We start from the raw sequence: 21,655 nt of genomic DNA on the forward strand, positions 1-21,655 counted from the left end.
GTTGGCCATGCACTTATCCACATTGCTATTTTGTGGATAAAGCATCGCACAATTTTTGCATTTTTGCGCCTACTACCATAGCACGCAAAACATGGGGCAATACTATATTATAGATTTCGACAGTACATTTACACAGGTGGAGGCGCTGGATGAACTGGCCCGTATTTCGTTAAAAAGCCATCCCGACCGCGAAAAGATCTATCAGCAAATTGAAGATTATACCAACGCCAGTATGGAAGGCCGCCTATCTTTTGCCGAAAGCCTGGCCGCCCGTGTAAAATTGCTGGAAGCTAACCGCGACCATTTGAAACAACTGGTTACCCACCTAAAAAAGAAAGTATCTACCTCGTTTTCCCGTAACAGCGTTTTTTTTAAGAACCATGCCGATGAGGTACTGATCGTATCGGGTGGGTTTAAGGAGTTTATTATCCCGGTTGTTGCCGAATATCATATCAAAAAGGAAAATATCTACGCCAATACCTTTGTGTTTGACGAGGAAGGCAAAATCATTGGGTACGATAAAGAAAACCCCCTATCGCAGGAAGGCGGCAAAGTAAAACTGTTGAAGGAACTGAACCTGCAGGGCGATATTTTTGGCATTGGCGATGGGTACTCAGATTTCCAGCTGAAGGAATCGGGGATGATCAAAAAATTCTTTGCCTATACCGAGAATATCGAACGCAAATCGGTAACCGAGCGCGCCGACCATATTACGCCCAGCTTCGATGAGTTTTTGTATATCAACAAGCTGCCGCGCGCTATCTCCTATCCCAAAAACCGCATTAAGTGTTTAGTGGTGGGAAATATCGACGAGGAGGCGCTGTCGCAGATGCGCAAAGAGGGTTATAACATCCGCCAAAAGGAAACTATTGAAGATAAATACTTGCAGGAAGCCGGGGTTTTGTTTTGCGATGAAGCCAACCAGCCAACACCCGAGCAGATAGAAAACGCCGGCCGGTTAAAAGTAATTGGTTGCTTTGGCAAGATACAAAGCCGCAAACTGGCCGACACGGCCTGCGCCGCCGGGATCATCATATTTGACGACCCGAAGGATAACCCCCGTAATGTGGATTTTATCCCTAAGCGGGTGATCGCTTTTATGAACGAGGGTAAAACCCATACCAGCTGTAATTTCCCCGATCTGCAGCCGCCGCGCGTCAGCAATGCCCACCGACTGATCCATATCCATAGGAACGTGCCCGGTATACTGGCTAAAATAAACGAGGTATTTGCCCGCCACAACATTAATATCGTTGGCGAGTTTTTGGTGACCAACCCGCAAATTGGCTATGTAATTACCGACGTTAACACCGGTTACGATACCCAGGTACTTGAAGAATTGAAAGCGATTGAGCAGACGATAAGATTCAGGTTGCTGTATTAAAAGAAAGGATTTCGAAATTCGGAATGTCAAATGCGGAATGATAAGGCAATTCGCATTTGGCATTCCGAATTTCGCATTTAAATTAGATCCCCAATACCTGCTTCAGCTTTACATAGCCCGATTTACTTACCGGGATCTTAGCGCCCGATTTCAGGATGGCCAGGTGGGCGTCTTTCTCGTAAGGATCTATCCGGGTAATTTCCTGCACCCTCACAATGAACGAGCGGTGCACCCGTACAAAATGGCGCTGATCAAGCGTTTGCTCAAAAAATCCCATGGTTTTATTTTTCAGGAATGATCCTTCGGCAGTATGGATGCTTACATAATCATCATCAGCCTCCAGGTACAACACATCGTGCACGGGGATGATCTTAACCTTGGTGCCTGTTTTTACAACAATCCGCTCGTGCTGGGCAGGTGATAGCGCCGGGCTTTCCAGTAATTCCTCGTTCTGCTTTTTGGTTTGGGCCGGTGTTTGTGCCAGGTATTTCTCTACCGCTTTTTGAAAACGGTCTTTACTAAAAGGTTTTAACAGGTAATCTACCGCGTGGGCTTCAAAGGCTTTAATGGCGTATTCATCAAAAGCGGTGGCAAATATTACGGCAGGCTGCTGCTCCAATAACTCCAGCATTTCAAAGCCGTTTATTTTGGGCATCTGCACATCCAGAAAAACAAGGTCGGGCTTATGCAAGTTAATGGCTTTAATACCTTCAAAGCCATCGCCGCACTCCTGCACTACCTCAATACCGTCTATGTCTTGTAAATATTCCCGTACAACCATCCGGGCCAAAGGTTCATCATCAATTATCAATACGCGTTTCATGCCTGCGGTACTTTTATTATGGTTGTAAATATATCATCATTTGCGTGAGTTTCCACCAAATCATTACGTGCAAAAAGCAGGTATAGGCGGCGCTGTACCCCGCGCAGACCAAAACCCGTGCCTGTGCGCGGGCGGGTAGTTTTAGCGTCGTATGGGTTTTGCACCATTATAACCAGGTAATTCTCTTCCACTTCGCCACGTATGCTGATGGTTACATCATCGGTAGTATCATACAAGCCAAACTTAATGGCATTTTCTACAATAGGTTGCAGCAATAATGCCGGCAACATGGCTGTACCGCACAAATTATCGCAGCTAATCTCGGTATTAAGGCGATGCCCAAAGCGTACTTTCTCTATATCCAGGTACAATTGCAAATGCGCCAGTTCATCGGTTAGGGTTACCAGTTGCTGATCGTCCTTTTTAAGTGTGCCACGCAAAAAATCAGATAGCTGGTGGATCATTTTCCGGGCCTCATCGGGTTTAAAGCCTATCAGCGCGTTAATAGAGTTTAGGCTGTTAAATAAAAAGTGAGGTTGCAATTGCTGGCGCAGGTTATAAAGTTCGGCATCGCGGGCCAGGCGCTCGGCCTCGCCTTTGCGCTTTTCATTTTCTTTATTGTCAATTTGTGCAAACCATATCAGGCTAATCATAGCCATCCAGCCAATAGCTAAAAAGTTAGTGAAAAAACGGATAACCAGCGATTGCGACAGGAAGTTGAGATAAGTAGCCTCTGAATTAATAAAAGGCAAACAATACCGGCTACCGGCCATGCTGAAAGCAGCCAGCGCCACGCACCATATAAACAGGTTGATGTAGCTGCCCTTGCCCGGCTGGTAATAGCGCAGGTTATTATTAATTAACCAGCAGGCAGCGGCCAGTAGAACGGTACTCACCAGTCCATCTATCGGGGCGGTATACCAATCGAAACCGAAGCTGTGGATGATGTAGGTTTGCAAAGCAAACCACGCCACGCCACAGCCGGCAAATGCCCAGTCTAATTTTAACGAAGACGATGTTTGATTGCTCAAAACTATTAACAGTTAATTTATTTTAGTTGCCAACACCTAACAGTGCCGATTTATGATGCGCCCATGCCGTGTATAAGTCGGCATCGGCAGGCTCGTGTATCTGGTAATAAAGTTCGGTACCGTCGGCCAGCTCATTCAGCTGGTTAATCTCGGCTACGTCAATAAATTCCCAGCGCACGGGTTGTTTTTCGTTATTCATAAAGCTATCCTGGCATATTTGCCCCAGTCGCGCGGCCTTATCAAATGCCTGCTTATCGTTATCGGCGCTAATCAGGCGCAGTTGCTCATCAAACTGTGCATCGTGGTTGCCCTCGCCGCTGATGATCCTGAAAACTATTTTTGCTACGTACCAGTTCATTACTGTTTTATTTTTGGTATTGATTAAAAACTCCTGATATCAACCCCGGCAAAAATGGATACACCTTTTATCACCAGTACCTTATCGGGACTAAGCGGTGTGCCCATGCTGCGGCGTTTATCATCTACACTGCTAAAAACCGCGGCCACATCTGAGGTTACCTGCCAATGCGGCGGAATGATAAGTTTGATGCCGCCAAATAATTGCACGATCTCTATTTCAACGCGGCCATTAATATCGGCCTGGGTAAGGTCGAGGTCGGTGCCGCCGAAAATATTGACGATCTCGCCGCCTTTAAAGGTTTTTGATAAGATGGTACGCTTTACGCCGCCGAAAACAGAAACGGTATCTATATGGTCGTCGCCGGTGTAAGGTGGGATACCCGAAGTATTTGTAAAGTCGGCAGTTGGCCCTGTTGGGTCGAAGTTAGGATCGGGCTTGTAGTTTGGATCGAACGGGTTAGTAAAATCGTGCTTATCGAAGGGGTTGCCTCCTTTTAATTTATCAAAGCTTTTATGATCCCACTGATGGCGTTTGCCCATAATCATCCACAGGCCTAAACTGATGATCATTACCGGCCAGAATATACGCCAAACATGTAAGCCGGGTATAATATCATTGGCCAGGAAAGCGGTACCTATTACGATTAGTATAATGGCGGTAGGTTTTTTAAAATCGTGCTTGGCGCCCTGGTATAAACCGATTACGATTAAAAGCATAGGCCAGCTAATAAGCCAGTTGGGGAAAAGAAAGCCCCCCACTTGTTCCAGCAGCAATATGGCACCTACTGCGAGTAAAATAAGACCGGCAATTATTTTTCCGTTGCGCGGCCCGTTAGGATATTTTGATTCGATACTCATGATCTATGTTGTGTTGGTATTTATATCTGTTGTAAATTATTGATGATGTAAAACTAATATAATGCTACAGTTTTGCAAACCCATAGTTGGCAGGTTGATGAACAAAGTCGGTAAAAGCGGTAGAAAAGTCGGTGAAAAATTTGGGCGCGCAGGCTTAAAGGGATAAATACGCGTTAGTGCTTAATCAATATCGCTTTCGACCCAAACGCTACATGAAAAATATCATATAACAAAAGCGCCAGTTTAGTTTTAATTTCGATGCAGGAATTATTGGAAGGGATAGTAAACAACAGCCCGAAGCGTTTATTACGTTCCTTGTTTTTAGCAAAGCCCAGCCTTTTAATTTGCTTATTACTGATGTTAGGATCATACCAGTAACTGTAGGCATTATTCAGTTCGGCTTTGGTGGGTAGTTCGCAATAAAGGTTGTCATCAGCTTGTCGAGTAAACGAGAGGTAAAGATCCTGGTGCGGTTGCAGCATCAGCGTGAAGCCTTTGATCTTACCGTCACGGAGTTCGATCAGGGCATCGTCTATTTGCTGCCCGTCAAAACCAGGGGCGGAAGCTATCAGGTTTTTAATTGTTTTTAGTTGGGTTAAAACTAAGCCTAATGCACGTTGGTTATGGCTGGCATATTTATAATCACCTTCAGCCACGCAACGGTTTAACTCAAGCTGTAACGTTTCGGCCTCGGCTTCCAGTTCTTCAATATAAAGTTGCAATTCGTTAGGCAAGGCTGATGATTTTGAGGCAAGATAATAAGTCCGGGGTATAAATTCAATAGTTAAAGTCTTCGCAGGGTCTCTCGGAGAGGACAAAGAAACCAAAACCTTTTATTTAGGCTAAAGGGGCATCGCCCCGGTTCATATTTAATCAACGGATTGAAATCCGTTGATTAAAGGAATAGTTTATGGGAGGGAGAGCCGTAGGTTCGGGCCATATCATTATCGTTTCTATATTCGACAGGATGTTTGCCATTTCCATGGAACGGGTTAAAACCCGTTGCTACAAGATATTTCGTCCGCTATGCGGACTTGCTAACAGTATTTATAGCAATTTTTTTTTTGGGGGGGGGGGGGTAACTTAAACCCGGAGAGGGACCCTGCGAAGACGCGAATGGATAATATGCAAAGAAATTCATTGCCGTCCCATTTATGGGACGGATAAACAGGCATTAACTATCGGCTTTAGCCAAACTGAACACCGGGTAAGAATAGGAGTTTGGCTAAAGCCGGGATACATACCCCATGGTATCCGTTTGCTGAAGCCAACGGCAATGAATTAACAAACTGCCCGGTGCCTGTGTCCCCACAGGCACTTAACGCTTTGTCTTGCACGGGCCACACTGACTTTTAAGTCATTTTATGTTAATCCCGAAAAGTAGTTAAATATCTGATTATTAACTACTTAATAAATTGTAAAATTGAATTATGTTAAGGCGTGTTACCCACCTTTACACCTCTGGTTCCTGCTGACTTAAACAATGGAAGCTGCCCAATCCCCAGATGATATCCGTTGAATCTATACCGACTACCCGCCTGTCGGGGAAGCATTGCTGCAGGATGTCCAGCGCTTTATCATCTTTATCGCAGCGGTAAGTAGGCACAATAACCGCCGAGTTGGCGATATAAAAATTAGCATACGATGCCGGCAGGCGCTGGTCGTCCCAGATCACCGCGTCGGGCATGGGGAGTTCTACTATGTTCAGTTGCTTGCCGTTCAGCAGGCGCATGGTTTTAAGGCTTTGCAGGTTCTCCTGTAAAATGTGGTAGTTCTCGTCGTTTTTATCTTGCTCAACAACAGTTACCACGGTATCCTCATTAGTAAAGCGGGTAATATCATCTATGTGTCCGTCGGTATCGTCGCCGATAATGCCGTCGCCCAGCCAAAGGACCTGCTCTACCCCATAATAGTTTTGCAGGTAACCTTCTATTTGCTGCTGGTTTAAATGTGGGTTACGGTTAGGGTTAAGCAGGCAGGCGGTGGTGGTTAACAAAGTCCCCGCACCGTTAAAATCAACCGATCCGCCTTCCATCACAATACCGGGATGGTATACGGGCAGGTCAAAATGTTCGCCAATCTTAGTTGGGATCACATCATCCAAATCAAACGGCGGGTACTTGCCACCCCAGGCATTATAGCCCCAATCCACAATAGCCTTTTGCTTAGTCGCACGGTTCACCAAAAACGCCGGACCATGATCACGGCACCAGGCATCGTTAGTAGGGAACTGGAAGAACTGGATTTTGCTCATATCCGCACCAACCATTTCCAATTGCAAACGGGCAAAGGCCTGCATCCGCTCATCAGCCACGTTAATGCGCACCAGTTCGCCTTTGGCCACCTCCTTCACAAACTCCGCATACTTACCGTATATCAGGCTGATCTTACCCGGCCATGATTCTTCCTTATGCGGCCAGCTGAGCCAGGTGGCAGTGTGTTTGGCCCATTCAGCGGGAAATGTAAAGCCGCTTGCGGCGGGGAAGGTGTTTTGGTTCATAGTGGTATTATTCTCTTTATTGTCATTGCGAGGTACGAAGCAATCGCGAACTATGCATACCACTCTTTGGGTGTGCGATTGCTTCGTACCTCGCAATGACATGGGGGTTTGTTAGTCATTATCTAAAAGGCGTTTGGTAATGGGCTGATACGAATCAATCCTGCGATCACGCAGGAACGGCCAGTGGCTCCTGTAATAATCCGATTTATCCAGATCCAATTCCTTTACCACAACCTCTTCCTCATCAACAGTAGTTTGGTGTAAAAGTTCGCCAAAGGGATCGGCAAAGAAAGACCCTCCCCAGAATTTAACGCCGGCTTCTTCACCTACGCGGTTCACACTTACCACGTGTACGCCGTTGGCTACCGCATGACTGCGCTGAATAGTTTGCCAGGCATTGTATTGCTTAGTATTAGTCGCCTCGTCCTGCGTGGTAGCCCAGCCTATAGCGGTGGGATAAAATAAGATCTCGGCACCCATCAGGGCGGTAATACGGGCTGCTTCGGGGTACCATTGATCCCAGCAGATCAACACACCTATAGTAGCAAACTTGGTTTTGAAAACCTTATAGCCCAAATCGCCCGGGGTAAAGTAAAACTTTTCGTAAAAACCCGGATCGTCCGGAATATGCATTTTGCGATACTTACCCAGGTAAGCACCATCGGCATCCAGCACGGCGGTAGTGTTGTGGTATACCCCCTGCGCGCGTTTCTCAAATAATGACGCGATGATCACCACACCCAGTTCGGCCGCTACTTTAGATAGCTCATCAGTTGAAGGGCCGGGGATAGCTTCGGCCAGTTTAAAATTATCATAGTTCTCCTCATCGCAAAAATAAAGCGATGTAAATAACTCCTGCAGGCAAACGATCTGCGCGCCTTTAGCCGCAGCTTCGCGCACTTTCACTATTGCCTTTTGCAAATTCTGCTGCTTATCAGCCACACAGGTCATTTGCACTATTCCAACTTTAACCTTGCTCATATTAGATCAAATTTTGCGCAAAAATAGTTCTTTTTAGAGATTAGTTAATTAGTGATTAGAGATTAGGAGGAAATGATGACAAATAGGTTTACCATGCTGATCAACTTTATCGCTACATTTTCAACATACTAATCTCTAATCAACTAACCTCCAATCACTACAAATGTTAAACTTTGTTAATTCTACGTAACGATATTGTCCTAATCACCAATCAACTAATCACTATTTAACTAAATCATTATCTTTGCACCCGAATGTCAGAAATAGAAGAATCAGTAGAGTACCAGCCCGCAAAAACCTGGAAGCAACAGCTTTGGAACATTACAAAAACGTTGCTTAAAGTTGCCGTAAGTGCCGTTTTATTATATTTTGTTTTTCGCAAGGTTGATTTAAACGCTGTAAAAAACAGACTGATACATGCCAATTACTGGTTTATGCTGGCCGCGCTGCTTAGCTTTTTTGTTTCGATGGTGATATCTTCATCGCGGTTAATCAGTTTCTTCAAGTCCATCAATCTTAAGCTCGATTTTAAATTCAACTTCCGTCTTTACCTGCTTGGGTTATTTTATAATTTCCTGTTGCCGGGCGGCATTGGCGGCGATGGTTATAAGATCTACCTGCTGCATAAAAACTACGATATGCCAGCAAAAAAGGTATTCTGGGCTATTATGTTCGACAGGCTGAGCGGTTTATGGGCTATTGGTTTAATTACGGTTGCCCTGATATTCATGATCCCCCAAATTGATGTGCATATTGGCATTCCGCTGGGGATCTTTACGGTAGCCTCGGTTATCTATTATTTTGTGGCCTATAAATTCTTCAGGGAATATACCCACTTCTTTTTCGAGGCGCATCTAAAGGCGGTATTGGTACAGGGTTTCCAGGTAATGGCTATTGTTTTTGTTTTAATGGGGCAGGATTTCCAGGGCAAGTTTTCACCTTACCTGTTATCCTTTTTAATATCGGCCCTGGCTACTATTATCCCTATCAGTGTGGGCGGTGCCGGTGTACGCGAAACCGTGTTTACCTATCTCACCAAATGGTTCCCTATGGATAAAACCCTGGCCGTATTTTTACCGGGTACTTTTTATCTGATCTCGTTACTGGTGGCCTTATTAGGTATTTATTATGTACTGCGCCCAAGCCGTTTAGCCGATGGCTTACCAGCAATGCAGAAAAGATGAAGAAATAGTTCAATTCTCTGATTACCTTTTCCTGTAAAGAACCAAATTTGTTTTAACTTAATAAAAAGGAATATAATTCTGAAATAAGATACGGAATTAGAATCATATTCTGAAATTTGCATACCTCCCAACCATTTCTTTAACTTGGCGTTCTGTTATAAACCAACAGCGGTATGAGCCAGTTTAACGATTTTAATAACCCGCAGGTAGCTGCCTTGCCGGCGCACTTAAAACAATTTATAGTCGACCAACATTACGAGCATTACACACCGATAGATCATGCCGTTTGGCGCTACGTGATGCGGCAAAACTACAGCTATCTTAAAGATGTAGCCTATTACCCTTATATCCCCGGATTGCAAAAAGCCGGGTTAACCATTGAGAAAATACCCAACCTGCAGGACATGAACAACGCGCTGGCCAAAATTGGCTGGGGCGCCGTTACGGTTGATGGTTTTATCCCCCCTGCTGCCTTTATGGAATATCAGGCCTACCGGGTGTTGGTGATAGCTGCTGATATCCGCCAGTTGAAGCATATTGAATATACACCCGCGCCGGATATCATTCATGAGTCGGCGGGGCACGCGCCAATTATTGCCGATAAGGATTATCACGAATACCTGAGCTATTTTGGTTCGATAGGTGCCAAAGCTATGTTCTCGGCACAAGACTTTGAATTATATGAGGCTATCCGCGCGTTATCCATATTAAAAGAAATGCCCGATGCTGATCCTGATGAATTAAAAGCAGCTGAAGATCTGGTAGCCTTTCGGCAGGAAAATATGGGGCCGCCATCCGAAATGGCCCTGCTAAGCCGCCTGCATTGGTGGACGGTGGAATATGGCTTGATCGGTACGCTGGAAAACCCAAAGATCTATGGCGCGGGCCTGCTCTCCTCTATCGGCGAAAGCGTAAGCTGCATGCTCCCCGAAGTGAAGAAATTGCCCTATACCATTGATGCCGTAAAGTATACCTACGATATTACCAAACAACAGCCACAGCTGTTTGTGACCCCTACCTTCCAAAACCTGATAGATGTGCTGGAGGCTTTCGCCGATAGCATGTCGTTCCGCAAAGGCGGCGCTTACGGGTTAAAAAAGGCTATAGAAAGTAAAAATACCTGCACCGTGGTTTACAGCTCGGGCTTGCAGGTGAGTGGTACGGTTACTGATTTTAAACAACATAAAGGTACCCCATCTTTTATTAAACTAAGCGGCCCCGCTGCTTTGGCTTATAACCAAAAGCAGTTAAAAGGGCACGGTAAGGATTATCATAAAGATGGGTTCAGTTCGCCGGTTGGTAAGTTGAAAGGCAACAGCGCCCCCTTAGAAGATTTTACCGAGGAACAGCTTATAGTTGCCGGCATACGGGAGGGAAAAACCGCTTATCTTGATTTTGAAAGCGGAATTAGCCTGGTGGGTAAGGTAAAATCGCTGATGATGAATAACGGCAAGCTGCAGCTGATCACTTTTGTAGATTGTACAGTTAAGGATGCCGATGGACAGATCCTGTTCGACCCATCGTGGGGAACGTACGATATGGCAGTGGGCGAACTCATTACATCGGTGTTTTGCGGCGCGGCCGATAAGGAGGCCTTTGAAGAGATCAGCTATAAATCAAACACCGGGACACACCATATCCAATACGACGCGCAGATGCTGGAATTACACCGTCTGTACCAGCAGGTACGCACTTGCCGCCAAACACAAACGGATTACGATTTTTTGGGCAACGTGTGGGAACAATTAGAGAAAACCCATCATGATGATTGGCTATGCGCCATGGAAATTTTAGAAATACTAGACCATGAGGGAATTGAACCGCAACTGGCTGCTGATATCCGCGCCTTTTTGGAGAACAAGGCGACTACCGAACCTGAGTTGAAAAAATTGATCAGCGATGGGTTTTATTTGATCAAGCATCCGGTAGAACAGAAATTGGTGGTTTAAACCACTACGGCCATGCCGAACTTGTTATTGGTTCGACAAGTTTTTCATATTTTTAGCGCTGTTAAAAACAATAATTCCCCCTTTAGGGGGTTAGGGGGTATATGAATATCATTATAACAGGCGCCAGCAGTGGCGTGGGCTTCGAGGCCGTTTTGGAGTTATGTTTATCCGGCGGGCATCAGGTGATTGCCCTGGCACGGTCGCAGGATAAGTTGAGCCGTTTATTAGAGATAGCTTTGGGATTAAACCCCGATGCTGTGCTTTACCCGCTGGTATTTGATATTGTGCACGATGATTATCACGATCTGCAGCAGTTTATCCAAACCCGTTTTGAGGGAGGCATCGATATCCTGATCAATAACGCGGGCGTACTCATTAACAAACCCTTTACCGATCTGGACGAAACTGACTTTGTGGAAATGCTGCAAAGCAATTATATAGGCCATGTGCGCATGATCCAGGCTACTATTCCGCTGATGGCTAAAGGATCGCATATCGTCAATATTGGCAGTATGGGCGCCTTCCAGGGCAGCGCCAAGTTTGCGGGACTATCGGCCTATTCGGCCAGCAAAGGTGCCTTACATACGCTTACAGAGTGCCTGGCGCTGGAATTAGCCGACAAGCAGATCAAAGTAAATTGCCTGGCCCTCGGTTCAGCACAAACAGAGATGCTGGAACAAGCCTTCCCGGGATACGAATCGCCGGTGATGGCTTTTGAAATGGGTAAGTATATTGCCGATTTCGCACTGAGCGGGCACCGGTTTTTTAACGGGAAGATATTGCCGGTGGCGGTAACCACGCCGTAAGTATTTTTAAGAATTTAACCACAGAGGTCACAAAGGGAGAAATCACAGACAACACAGAGTTGTTTTAAAATTTATTTATTACAAAATCACTCTGTGTACTCTGTGAAAAAATCTCTGTGATCTCTGTGGTTAAATCGCCACTATCACCCGTTCCACAGCAATTTCTTAACACAAGTTTAAAACAAACACAACATCAGGATGATTATTATTGTGTGTGACACTTTAATAATTTGAAAACCATGAGTTCTATACTGGAAATAACCGAAAATGAATACCTGATCAAATTAAACCGCTCACGGTTTAACTTATCATTTGTGCGTAGCTTGTTGAAGATGGTAGAGTTTTCAAGTCCGGCTGACGAGGAAAAAACCGCTGAACGTGTATCGGCCAATCGTAAGGTTAAGGCTCATGCTTCATCATCTTTAGATGATGACGATGATGTGGAAATACCCGACAGGCATATCTCGCCCGGCCAAAACCACAATTCGGAGCCCGACTATTTCGATTCGCTGGACGAGAAGTAGTTTTGAGTCTTTAGTCTTAAGATATCAGTCTTTAGTCAGCAGACTTTGAGTTGAGACTACAGACTTAAGACTTTGGATTAAAAATTTCGGTAACCGCGTACTACCTGCTTATCCATCTGCGCCATTTGGCCCTTCATCATCTTGATCTGTTCGGCCAGCAGCTTGTTTTTATCATCTTTAGCGGCTTCCTGCAGGTACATTTGTGCTTCGCGTTTATTGCGTTTAGCCATAGCTATACCGGCCAGGCTTAACTTAGCCAGCGCAATGTTGTGCGACATCTTCATACCCAGCGATAATGATTTCTTGAAGAATTTCTCAGATTTCATCGGCGTTTTACGCGATTCTATCAGGCCCATCAGCAGGTTGTAATAACCCCACTGGCCTTTATGCAGTTGTTTTTCGTAATCGGTAATCTTCAGCAACCATAATTCTGCTTTTTCCTGGTTCTCTTTACGCAGGTAAAATTGCGAAATGATCATGTTCTCGTTAAAAAAGAAGCTTAATAATACTACGCCCCCTAAAAACAGGACCAGTATTCCCCATCCCCATATACCAAAGCCGGCCATAGTAACGGCGGCTCCCATAATCACACACGCTATAATTAAACGAACAATATTTGACATAATTTGCTATTCTATTTTACAGGATGCAAATATCCGTTAATTTGCACTCTAAATCAAATACTACGTAATAATTATGTCGATTGCATTACCCCCATCGTGGCTGGCTGTTTTAAAGGATGAATTTGAGAAGCCCTACATGGCAGAACTGAAAAAATTCCTGCAAAAGGAAAAAGAAGCGGGGCAAATTGTATACCCAAAAAACGCCGATATTTTCCGGGCGTTTAACGATACGCCTTTTGATCAAGTGAAGGTAGTGATCCTGGGGCAAGACCCCTACCATGGCCCCCATCAGGCACATGGTTTGTCGTTTTCGGTGCAAAAGGGTATTGCTATACCTAAATCGCTCATTAATATTTACAAAGAACTGGCAGCCGATATCCCCGGCTTTGTAAAACCCGCGCACGGCAACCTGGAAGACTGGGCCAAACAAGGTGTACTGCTATTAAATGCCACCCTAACTGTACGGGCCGGCGAAGCAGCATCACATCAAAAAAAGGGATGGGAGGTTTTTACAGATACGGTGATCAAAAAACTATCTGATGAACGCAAAGGCCTGGTATTTATCCTGTGGGGAAACTATGCGCAATCAAAAATCCCGCTGATCGACCAAAGCAAACATCATATTATTAAATCGGTACACCCATCCCCCCTATCTGTTGAGCGTGGCTTTTGGGGATCGAAACCTTTTTCTAAAGCCAATGCTTATTTAGAAAAAGAAGGAATTGAACCGATTGATTGGCAGATTTATTAATGTGCAGATGCGGGGATGTGCAAATATGCAGATGAAGGAATTAGCAAATGCATTTGCACATCTGCATGTACGCACATTTGCACATTAATTAATACTCCAAAGGCACAATAGGCTCCTTCTTGCTCGTCGACATGATCATCATGGTTTGGAAAGTTTTTACCACGGGGATGCGGCTGATCTTTTCCATAATCAATTGCTCGTAAGCTTTAATATTGCTGACGTATACTTTCAGTAAAAAATCGCACTGACCAGTTACGTGGTGGCACTCGGTTATCTCTTTAATGCTTTGTATCTCATCCAAAAATATCTGGATGGTATTCTTCTGATGGAAATCCAGCGAGATCTGGATAAAGGTTTTAATACCCAAACCCAGTTTTTCCTCGTCTACCAGTGCATGGTAGCTTTTAATGTATTCGGCATTTTCCAGTTTACGCACGCGTTCCAGCGTTGGCGCGGGCGAAAGGCCAATCTCGTTAGATAACTGCAGATTGGTTATCCTGCCGTTTTCCTGTAATATTTTTAATATCTGTAAATCTGTTTTATCAAGTTCTGCTGCCATATTGGAACAAATATAGGATTTAACAAAATTAAATTTTTTATAATACCCACAAAACAAAAAATAATTTTTATTTCTGATTTTTAGATAAGTCTAAATTTATTCTTAGATTTGCCTTAAATGAACACGTTTACCGAGGAAAACTACTTAAAAACAATTTACCATTGCTCTCTTAATGCCGGCTGCGCCAGTACCAATCAAATAGCGGCGGCTACCAATACCCGTGCAGCATCGGTAACCGATATGCTGAAAAAACTGGCCGATAAAAAACTGATCAATTACACTAAATACCAGGGCGTTACCTTAACCGGAGACGGCGAGAAGATTGCGCTGGGCATTATCCGGAAGCACCGACTGTGGGAATATTTTTTGGTAGAAAAACTCCATTTTAAATGGGATGAGGTGCATGAAGTTGCCGAGGAACTGGAACATATTTCCAGCACCGAACTGATAGACCGCCTGGATAAATTTATGGAGTACCCCAAGTACGATCCCCATGGCGACCCTATCCCCGACCGTGAAGGCCAATTTAAACAGCCCGAACTTAAACCTGTTTCGGCTTTGCTGGTTAACCAAAGCGGCGTAGTGGCCGGTGTGGGCGATCATTCCACCGCCTATTTGCAATACCTGGAGAAAGCATCTCTTACCCTGGGTACAAATTTAACCGTACTGGAAGTGGTAGATTATGATCACTCGGTTATACTGGAAATTGGAAGTAAAAAATTCAACATCAGCCGCGAGGTGGCAAAAAATTTACTGGTGGCTTTATGACAACAAAACATACACAATCGCAATCATTAGCTAACGTACATAGTACAGTTGATACCAATAAGGCAACCGGCTGGAAACGTTTACTGGCTTTTATTGGCCCGGCTTATTTAGTAAGCGTAGGCTACATGGATCCCGGCAACTGGGCTACAGATATTGCCGGCGGCAGCGCTTTTGGTTACAAGTTAATATGGGTGCTGCTGGCATCAAACATGATAGCCCTGCTGCTGCAATCGCTGTCGGCGCGGCTGGGTATTGTGCGCGGGCTGGACCTGGCCCAGGCATCAAAGCATAGTTATCCGCGCTTTGTAAATTTTTGCCTGTATATACTGGCCCAAATAGCCATTATAGCCTGTGATCTGGCCGAGATCATCGGCATGGCCATCGGCTTAAAACTACTGTTTAACCTGCCGCTGATATGGGGGGTATCCCTTACCATTACCGATACCGTGCTGATGCTTTGGCTGATGAACAAGGGCATGCGCAAGCTGGAAGGCTTTATTGTATCGATGATATTCATTATCGGCATATCGTTTTTGGTAGAGATGTTTATTGTAAAGCCTGATGTGCTGGAACTGGCCAAAGGCTTTATCCCCGGTAACCTGTTCAACGGCGATAAGATCCATCAGCAAATGCTTTATATCGCCATAGGTATTATTGGCGCCACGGTAATGCCGCATAACCTTTACCTGCATTCGTCACTGGTACAAACGCGGCAGATCAACCGCACCGACGAGGGGATCCGCACATCCATCAAATTCAATTTGTTTGATACGGTAATAGCCCTTAACCTGGCCTTTTTTGTAAACGCGGCCATACTGATACTTGCCGCCAGCGCCTTTTTCCGGAATGGCTATTTTGAGGTGGCCGAAATACAGGATGCTTATAAACTACTGGAACATATTTTTGGCGCTACCGCACCTACGCTGTTTGCCATCGCGCTGATAGCCTCGGGGCAAAGCTCAACCATAACCGGCACGCTGGCCGGGCAAATTATCATGGAAGGGCATATCAATTTGCGTGTTGAACCGTGGATGCGCCGCTTGCTTACACGTTTACTGGCTATCATCCCCGCGGTTTTTACGATATTGTATTATGGCGATAGCGGCCTGGGCAGTCTGATCATTTTAAGTCAGGTTGTTTTGAGCTTGCAGCTGGGTTTTGCTGTAATTCCGCTCATCCACTTTACATCCGATAAAAAACGCATGGGCAAATTTGCTATCGGTTTAACAGCTAAAATATTAGCATGGGGCAGCGCGATATTAATTGTATCGCTGAATGCCAAACTGGTAGTTGATCAGATTGGCGATTGGCTGACGGGTAACCCTGCTGCCCGTGTGTGGATCTATACGCTGGTAATACCTATTGTGATAGGTGTAGGCTTGCTGCTGATCTATGTATTTATCCGCCCGCTGATATTTAAGTACAGGGAGCGGCCAATTTATGTACCACATGGCCTGGCCGAAGCACTGTATGAAATGAATGCTATTATCTATCATCATATTGGCATTACGATAGATTTTTCTAAAAACGACCGGGAGACCATTCGCCATGCGATTATGCAGGGTGGTAAAAAAGCGCGTTATACACTTATCCACATAGTAGAAACTGCGGGGGCCCGCTATCATGGTACCGAAGTAATGGACCACGAAACACAAAGCGATGCCGACAACCTGGATAAATATGTGGAAGAAATAAAAACCCTTGGCTACCAGGGCACGGGACAAATTGGGTTCGGTATTCCGGCTAAAGCAATAGCCGAAGTTGTTAAAGCCGAAAAGATCGATTTCCTGGTGATGGGATCGCATGGACATAAGGTAATAAAGGACCTGATCTATGGCTCGACAGTGGATAAAGTACGGCACAAGGTGAACATCCCGGTGCTGATTGTTAAGCCGCCGAAGAAATAAACTCACCCGGTCTACGCTTCGCTGGACCACCCTCTCTTCGCCTTCGGCGGAAAGAGGGTAAAAGCAATATTTAGCCATTACACCTCCTGCCCTCTTTCCGCCGAAGGCGAAGAGAGGGCCGACGAGTGAAACGATGTCGGGGTGAGTAATAATTTTCGCATATTTGCAATCCCAAAAGGAAAAGTGATGAGTAAGGATAATATCTATATCAAGAATAAAAAGGCCTATTTCGAGTTCTTCATATCTGACAAATATGTGGCCGGGATAAAACTGCTTGGTACCGAGATCAAATCTATCCGCGAAGGCAAAGCCAACCTAAACGATGCTTTTTGCACTTTTATTAACGGCCAGCTTTATGTGCGTAACCTGCATATCTCCGAATACAGCTTCGGCTCGTTTTACAATCACGAGCAAAAACGCGACCGCGTACTATTACTCAATAAAAAGGAACTAAAAAAGCTGGAAACCCGCGGCGAAGAAAAAGGCTTTACCATTATCCCTCTGGCCCTTTTTATCAGCGAGCGTGGTTTTGCCAAACTGGAAATAGGCCTTGGCCAGGGTAAAAAACTGTACGATAAGCGCGAAACCATGAAAGAACGCGACACTAAAGTAGAAATGGACCGGGTAATGAAGCGCTAATTTCGGCCTTATTCCGTACCATCCTCCGCGCTTTAAATAAAACTTGTTTGCTGTTTATTATACGTACATTTATCCTATTAATTCACTCGTAATTAATTAAATCTACGTTATGTCCCTTATTCCGCTGCCTGAAAATGAAGAAGACAGGTTAGCTGCGCTTAAATCATACAATATTTTAGATACCGGCGAAGAAGAAGATTTTGACGAGCTAACCACACTGGCATCTGCCGTATGTCAAACCCCCATTGCATTAATTACCCTGCTGGATGATAAACGCCAATGGTTTAAATCGCACCCGGGCGTACCGCATAAAGAGACCGCCAAAGAACTTTCCTTTTGCGCACACACTATTGTAGCCGACGACGATATTATGGTGGTGAACGATGCCACCCGCGACGAGCGTTTTGCCGATAACCCTTTAGTAACCGGCGATAGCAAAGTGATTTTTTACGCGGGTGTCCCATTGGTAAATGAGGATGGCTTCGCGCTGGGATCATTATGTGTAATAGATCATCAGCATAAGGAATTAACTGATAGCCAGACCAACGCCTTGAAAATTATTGCCAGGCAGGTAGTTACTAAATTAGAGTTAAGGCGCAAGGCCATAGCGCTTGAAAAACTGCACCAGCAAGTGCTGACAGCAAATGTGTTTATCGAAAAGTTTGCCAGCATGGCCGCCCATGATATTAAAAACCCGCTAAGCAGTATCCTGCTATCATCGCAAGCATTACAAATGCGCTTGATAAAGCTGGAAGATACCAGTTGCGAAAAGTTGGTTGGTATGAATATTGCCGCAACCAAGCGTTTAATACTGATGCTGGACGAAATGCTGAACTATTCTAAATCCCCGGAATTGCTATTGCTTAAAAAAGAGCGCATTTACCTGAGTGATATTTTGGGCCAGGTGCTTAGTTCCGTTAAACTGCCCGAACATTTTAAAATCAATATGCCTGCTCCTGGCTACCAGTTAAATATTTCGCCCGTAGCCGTCGAACAGATATTTATTAACCTGTTCAGCAATGCTATCCGTTATAATGATAAAGATCAGGGCGTATTAACTATCCGCTTTAATTATGATGATGACAATTATCTTTTTGAAATAGAAGACAATGGAATAGGTATCGACCCGCAATACCACGAAAAGATCTTCAGTAATAATTTCACACTTAAAATCACCGATCGCTTTAACAAGAAGGGGTCGGGCATTGGCCTCTCAACCGTTAACGAACTGATAAAGGCCCTTAATGGCGCAATCCATTTACAATCCACCCCTGGCGAGGGGACAACCTTTTTTATCGCTATACCTAAATAGCCGGCTTTTATTAGCTATTCTTTTTGCCTGTAAGCAGCATCACAATACCGCCAACTATTAATATACAACCCGCATAGGGTGGCCAGTTAACGGTATGTTGCTTATCTGCCGAGATCTGTATGGGCCCGGCATCAATCACTTTTTCTTTTTTTGTATAAGTAAAGCCCGACCAAATGAGCATGATGATGCCTATAGCCAGCAATATAATTCCGATTGGTTTATTCATGATCTTGTTACCTGTTTAGGTAACAATGCAGAAATAGGGGGAAATGTTTTGGACTATTCTTCCACCACGTCATTGCGAGCGATAGCGTGGCAATCCCCGACAGGCAGAGCGGCTCTACAAGTCGGGGATAGCCACGTTCGTTATGGCAGATTTAGGCAAGGTGTCATGGTGAGCTTGTCGAACCATGGTGGGCAGGCCTACGCACGCACCCTTCGACAGGCTCAGGGTGACAGCCCCCCTCTCTGTCACCCCGCCGGCATGACTTGCAGATTTTTACTGCGCCGTAATCTCCAGCACTGTACTGGTGCGTTCAATAGCACGGCCGGTAGCCGGACTGATCCCTACCGACATTAAATAGTCGCCGCTTAATATTTTCCCATTTTCGGGCATGGTAGCTTTAGCACCTTCCATCAGGTTGATCTCTTCAATTTTATATAGCTTTTGTGGATCAAGGCCCTGCAGTTTTACTTTGTTGTACGGCTCCTTGTAGCGCACGTTCAGGATATAGCTAAACACTACCGCCTTATCCTTTTTCTCGTTCACGTACATTAAAACCGCGCGGCTTTCATCATACGGCGATATCAACCGGTACTGATCGCCCTGCCAAATTACGGGGCTAAGCCGGTTATAGTTCTCTACCGCCATGTGACTAAACTTCACGTCGGCCGCAGGCATTTTACTTACGTCGATATCATAACCCATACGGCCCATCATGGCTACATCCGTACGGAATTTAATGGTGGCCTGTTTATTCCACGAGGTAATGTGGGCGGCAATAGTGTTGGATGGGAAGAAATTAGAATACCCCCATTGGATATATACCCGTTCCATTGGGTCGGTATTATCACTGGGCCAAAACTCGGTGAAGTACTTCATCGCGCCGTAATCTGTGCGCCCGCCACCGCCACTGCAAAGCATTATCGGCAGGTGCGGGTATTTTTCCCTTAGCTTGTCCAGTACCTTATAAAGGCCAAGTGTATAATCTACGTATAAATGTGTTTGCTTATCCTTTAAATATGCCGAATAAGTATTGCTCATGGTACGGTTACAATCCCATTTAATATAAGCGATGCCCGGGTTTTTAGTCAGCATGTTATCCAGTATACCGTAAACATAGTCCTGCACTTTAGGGTTGGTCAGATCAAGCACTAACTGGTTGCGCTGATAATTTTCATCGCGGTTTGGCAGTTTTAAAATCCACTCCGGATGCTTTTCGTACAGTTCGCTTTTAGGGTTTACCATTTCGGGCTCAACCCATATCCCAAACTTAATGCCTTTCGCTTCGGCTTGCTTTACCAGGTATTCAATATTATGCGGCAATATCGCTTTGTTCTCTTCCCAATCGCCCAAACCGGCCTTATCGTTTACGCGCGGATATTTATTACCAAACCAGCCGTCGTCCAGCAAAAACAGCGGGACGCCTAACTTATTGGCATCATCAAACAAGGCAACCAGTTTCTGCTCATCAAATTTAAAGCCGGTAGTTTCCCAGTTGTTCAGCAGTGTCATGCGGGGTTTGGTACCATCCAGCACGCCATAATTACGCGCCCAGCTATGCATGTTACGGCTGGCCTGCCCTTTACCGGTATTACTGTAGGTGAATATCAGCGCGGGGGTGGTAAAGGTTTTGCCTTGCGGCAGATGATATTCGGACGCGTATGGATTAATGCCCGATATTACCCGCAGGCCATTTACCTCATCCAGTTCAAACTGAAACTGGAAGTTACCTGTCCATGCCAGGGTAGCGGCTATTACTTCGCCCGTAGTTTCGTCGGCTGGTTTGTTTAAGGCCAGCATAAACATGGGCGCCTGGAATTTATCGGCACGGGCACCAAGCTTGCTGTCGATTGTTTTAATGCCGCTGGTTAGCTGGCTTTCCTGCTGGCGCATTTCCATGGCCCAATCGCCATGAAACTGGGTGAGCCAGTATTTAGGCGCGTCAAAATGCAACATGCTTGATGCATAATCGGTTAGCGTAAGCGCGCCTTTTTCGTCGTTTTTGATCTCGGTCCAGGCCTTAATTACGTTTTCCTGTGCGTAGGACTGGTAGTGTAGCACCACGCCAATCGGGTATTTGGGGTCCTTTAATTCGATGGTGGTCTCGGTGATATCGCCCTGCTTATCCTGCTTATGGGATACGTACTCCAGCACTAAGGATGGGTTACCATCGGTATGGGTTACCTTAATGGCTGGTTCAAACTGGTCTTCCATACCGCCGGTCATATAAACCTCTTTCCTGCCGATAGGTAAACCCGCGTACTCTGCCGGGTTAGCTAATTTTTTTCCAAAATAGGTTTGATAAACCCTGTTATTGCCATAAACCCTCAATACGAGGTTCAGATCTTTTGTCTCAATAATAATTTGCTTAACATTTTGCGCCTGGACAATAAAAAAGCAGGCCATAGCTAACAGGGTGGTAAATGTTCTTTTGATCATACCTAAGGAATAATTGGGTTAATGGTTATCATAC

Annotated in this window: 21 protein-coding genes; 10 read left to right on the forward strand and 11 right to left on the reverse strand. The window is 45.1% G+C overall.

What is annotated here, in order from left to right:
- The first annotated feature begins 91 nt into the window (after positions 1-91).
- A complete protein-coding gene (locus tag AC07M6_RS12165; protein WP_494889729.1) occupies positions 92-1,384 on the forward strand; it encodes an HAD-IB family phosphatase in 1,293 nt (430 codons plus the stop codon).
- 82 nt (positions 1,385-1,466) lie between these two features.
- Here the strand turns inward: AC07M6_RS12165 and AC07M6_RS12170 are convergent, their stop codons facing one another.
- The 7 genes from AC07M6_RS12170 to AC07M6_RS12200 form a co-directional block, all read right to left on the reverse strand.
- Positions 1,467-2,207, reverse strand: coding sequence for a LytR/AlgR family response regulator transcription factor (locus AC07M6_RS12170; RefSeq protein ID WP_494889731.1), 741 nt, complete (start codon positions 2,205-2,207; stop codon positions 1,467-1,469).
- Entirely contained in the window at positions 2,204-3,238 is a 1,035-nt protein-coding gene (locus tag AC07M6_RS12175; protein WP_494889733.1) for a sensor histidine kinase, read from the reverse strand. Before AC07M6_RS12175 ends, AC07M6_RS12170 begins: the two co-directional genes overlap by 4 nt.
- Positions 3,239-3,260: 22 nt before the next feature.
- Positions 3,261-3,596, reverse strand: a complete 336-nt coding sequence (locus AC07M6_RS12180) for a DUF4288 domain-containing protein (RefSeq protein WP_494889735.1) — start codon at positions 3,594-3,596, stop codon at positions 3,261-3,263.
- Between the two features lie 23 nt (positions 3,597-3,619).
- Positions 3,620-4,456 (reverse strand): LiaF transmembrane domain-containing protein, encoded by an 837-nt coding sequence (locus tag AC07M6_RS12185; protein WP_494889737.1) that lies wholly within the window; start codon positions 4,454-4,456, stop codon positions 3,620-3,622.
- A gap of 173 nt (positions 4,457-4,629) precedes the next feature.
- Positions 4,630-5,190: a hypothetical protein gene (locus tag AC07M6_RS12190; RefSeq protein ID WP_494889739.1), complete on the reverse strand. Its 561-nt coding sequence runs from the start codon at positions 5,188-5,190 to the stop codon at positions 4,630-4,632.
- A gap of 719 nt (positions 5,191-5,909) precedes the next feature.
- Positions 5,910-6,956, reverse strand: coding sequence for an agmatine deiminase family protein (locus tag AC07M6_RS12195; RefSeq protein WP_494889741.1), 1,047 nt, complete (start codon positions 6,954-6,956; stop codon positions 5,910-5,912).
- 111 nt (positions 6,957-7,067) lie between these two features.
- The gene (locus tag AC07M6_RS12200; protein WP_494889743.1) at positions 7,068-7,937 is read right to left on the reverse strand and encodes a carbon-nitrogen hydrolase; all 870 of its coding nucleotides are present in this window, start codon (positions 7,935-7,937) and stop codon (positions 7,068-7,070) included.
- Between the two features lie 254 nt (positions 7,938-8,191).
- Here AC07M6_RS12200 and AC07M6_RS12205 point away from each other — a divergent pair, with 254 nt between their 5' ends.
- From AC07M6_RS12205 to AC07M6_RS12220, 4 genes are all read left to right on the forward strand, one after another.
- On the forward strand, positions 8,192-9,121 hold the full coding sequence (locus AC07M6_RS12205) for a lysylphosphatidylglycerol synthase transmembrane domain-containing protein (protein WP_494889745.1): 930 nt from the start codon (positions 8,192-8,194) through the stop codon (positions 9,119-9,121).
- A 173-nt stretch (positions 9,122-9,294) separates the two neighbouring features.
- Positions 9,295-11,070: an aromatic amino acid hydroxylase gene (locus AC07M6_RS12210; RefSeq protein WP_494889747.1), complete on the forward strand. Its 1,776-nt coding sequence runs from the start codon at positions 9,295-9,297 to the stop codon at positions 11,068-11,070.
- A gap of 101 nt (positions 11,071-11,171) precedes the next feature.
- Positions 11,172-11,876 carry an SDR family NAD(P)-dependent oxidoreductase gene (locus tag AC07M6_RS12215; protein ID WP_494889749.1) on the forward strand — a complete coding sequence of 235 codons (705 nt, stop codon included), beginning with the start codon at positions 11,172-11,174 and terminating at the stop codon, positions 11,874-11,876.
- A gap of 239 nt (positions 11,877-12,115) precedes the next feature.
- Positions 12,116-12,400, forward strand: a complete 285-nt coding sequence (locus tag AC07M6_RS12220; RefSeq protein ID WP_494889751.1) for a hypothetical protein — start codon at positions 12,116-12,118, stop codon at positions 12,398-12,400.
- A gap of 77 nt (positions 12,401-12,477) precedes the next feature.
- On the opposite strand, the gene AC07M6_RS12225 is transcribed toward AC07M6_RS12220, so the two are convergent.
- The gene (locus AC07M6_RS12225; RefSeq protein ID WP_494889752.1) at positions 12,478-13,023 is read right to left on the reverse strand and encodes a DUF2892 domain-containing protein; all 546 of its coding nucleotides are present in this window, start codon (positions 13,021-13,023) and stop codon (positions 12,478-12,480) included.
- A 73-nt stretch (positions 13,024-13,096) separates the two neighbouring features.
- Here AC07M6_RS12225 and ung point away from each other — a divergent pair, with 73 nt between their 5' ends.
- Positions 13,097-13,774 (forward strand): uracil-DNA glycosylase, encoded by a 678-nt coding sequence (gene ung / locus AC07M6_RS12230; RefSeq protein ID WP_494889753.1) that lies wholly within the window; start codon positions 13,097-13,099, stop codon positions 13,772-13,774.
- 88 nt (positions 13,775-13,862) lie between these two features.
- On the opposite strand, the gene AC07M6_RS12235 is transcribed toward ung, so the two are convergent.
- Positions 13,863-14,333: an Lrp/AsnC family transcriptional regulator gene (locus tag AC07M6_RS12235; RefSeq protein WP_494889755.1), complete on the reverse strand. Its 471-nt coding sequence runs from the start codon at positions 14,331-14,333 to the stop codon at positions 13,863-13,865.
- A 117-nt stretch (positions 14,334-14,450) separates the two neighbouring features.
- Between AC07M6_RS12235 and AC07M6_RS12240 the strand changes: the two genes are divergently transcribed.
- The 4 genes from AC07M6_RS12240 (at position 14,451) to AC07M6_RS12255 (ending at position 18,959) form a co-directional block, all read left to right on the forward strand.
- Positions 14,451-15,101 (forward strand): metal-dependent transcriptional regulator, encoded by a 651-nt coding sequence (locus AC07M6_RS12240; RefSeq protein ID WP_494889756.1) that lies wholly within the window; start codon positions 14,451-14,453, stop codon positions 15,099-15,101.
- A complete protein-coding gene (locus tag AC07M6_RS12245; RefSeq protein WP_494889757.1) occupies positions 15,098-17,008 on the forward strand; it encodes an Nramp family divalent metal transporter in 1,911 nt (636 codons plus the stop codon). The genes AC07M6_RS12240 and AC07M6_RS12245 overlap by 4 nt, the downstream gene beginning before the upstream one ends.
- Before the next feature lie 186 nt (positions 17,009-17,194).
- Positions 17,195-17,647, forward strand: a complete 453-nt coding sequence (gene smpB, locus AC07M6_RS12250; protein ID WP_494889758.1) for an SsrA-binding protein SmpB — start codon at positions 17,195-17,197, stop codon at positions 17,645-17,647.
- 109 nt (positions 17,648-17,756) lie between these two features.
- A complete protein-coding gene (locus AC07M6_RS12255; RefSeq protein ID WP_494889760.1) occupies positions 17,757-18,959 on the forward strand; it encodes a sensor histidine kinase in 1,203 nt (400 codons plus the stop codon).
- A 10-nt stretch (positions 18,960-18,969) separates the two neighbouring features.
- Here AC07M6_RS12255 and AC07M6_RS12260 read toward each other — a convergent pair whose 3' ends face one another.
- Complete coding sequence (locus AC07M6_RS12260) at positions 18,970-19,185, reverse strand: hypothetical protein (protein WP_494889762.1); 216 nt, start codon at positions 19,183-19,185, stop codon at positions 18,970-18,972.
- Between the two features lie 273 nt (positions 19,186-19,458).
- Complete coding sequence (locus AC07M6_RS12265; RefSeq protein WP_494889764.1) at positions 19,459-21,621, reverse strand: alpha-galactosidase; 2,163 nt, start codon at positions 21,619-21,621, stop codon at positions 19,459-19,461.
- Positions 21,622-21,655: the final 34 nt, after the last annotated feature.

Source organism: Mucilaginibacter sp. GW821-FHT07H05, assembly GCF_059418485.1.

Bases quoted from the DNA above. Each gene is read 5' to 3' on its own strand.
- AC07M6_RS12165 (WP_494889729.1), top strand. From the start codon at position 92: ATGGGGCAATACTATATTATAGATTTCGACAGTACATTTACACAGGTG.
- AC07M6_RS12205 (WP_494889745.1), top strand. From the start codon at position 8,192: ATGTCAGAAATAGAAGAATCAGTAGAGTACCAGCCCGCAAAAACCTGG.
- AC07M6_RS12260 (WP_494889762.1), bottom strand. From the start codon at position 19,185: ATGAATAAACCAATCGGAATTATATTGCTGGCTATAGGCATCATCATG.
- AC07M6_RS12170 (WP_494889731.1), bottom strand. From the start codon at position 2,207: ATGAAACGCGTATTGATAATTGATGATGAACCTTTGGCCCGGATGGTT.
- AC07M6_RS12240 (WP_494889756.1), top strand. From the start codon at position 14,451: ATGAACACGTTTACCGAGGAAAACTACTTAAAAACAATTTACCATTGC.
- AC07M6_RS12185 (WP_494889737.1), bottom strand. From the start codon at position 4,456: ATGAGTATCGAATCAAAATATCCTAACGGGCCGCGCAACGGAAAAATA.
- AC07M6_RS12245 (WP_494889757.1), top strand. From the start codon at position 15,098: ATGACAACAAAACATACACAATCGCAATCATTAGCTAACGTACATAGT.
- AC07M6_RS12225 (WP_494889752.1), bottom strand. From the start codon at position 13,023: ATGTCAAATATTGTTCGTTTAATTATAGCGTGTGTGATTATGGGAGCC.
- AC07M6_RS12180 (WP_494889735.1), bottom strand. From the start codon at position 3,596: ATGAACTGGTACGTAGCAAAAATAGTTTTCAGGATCATCAGCGGCGAG.
- AC07M6_RS12215 (WP_494889749.1), top strand. From the start codon at position 11,172: ATGAATATCATTATAACAGGCGCCAGCAGTGGCGTGGGCTTCGAGGCC.
- AC07M6_RS12220 (WP_494889751.1), top strand. From the start codon at position 12,116: ATGAGTTCTATACTGGAAATAACCGAAAATGAATACCTGATCAAATTA.
- AC07M6_RS12210 (WP_494889747.1), top strand. From the start codon at position 9,295: ATGAGCCAGTTTAACGATTTTAATAACCCGCAGGTAGCTGCCTTGCCG.
- ung (WP_494889753.1), top strand. From the start codon at position 13,097: ATGTCGATTGCATTACCCCCATCGTGGCTGGCTGTTTTAAAGGATGAA.
- smpB (WP_494889758.1), top strand. From the start codon at position 17,195: ATGAGTAAGGATAATATCTATATCAAGAATAAAAAGGCCTATTTCGAG.
- AC07M6_RS12235 (WP_494889755.1), bottom strand. From the start codon at position 14,333: ATGGCAGCAGAACTTGATAAAACAGATTTACAGATATTAAAAATATTA.
- AC07M6_RS12200 (WP_494889743.1), bottom strand. From the start codon at position 7,937: ATGAGCAAGGTTAAAGTTGGAATAGTGCAAATGACCTGTGTGGCTGAT.
- AC07M6_RS12265 (WP_494889764.1), bottom strand. From the start codon at position 21,621: ATGATCAAAAGAACATTTACCACCCTGTTAGCTATGGCCTGCTTTTTT.
- AC07M6_RS12195 (WP_494889741.1), bottom strand. From the start codon at position 6,956: ATGAACCAAAACACCTTCCCCGCCGCAAGCGGCTTTACATTTCCCGCT.
- AC07M6_RS12255 (WP_494889760.1), top strand. From the start codon at position 17,757: ATGTCCCTTATTCCGCTGCCTGAAAATGAAGAAGACAGGTTAGCTGCG.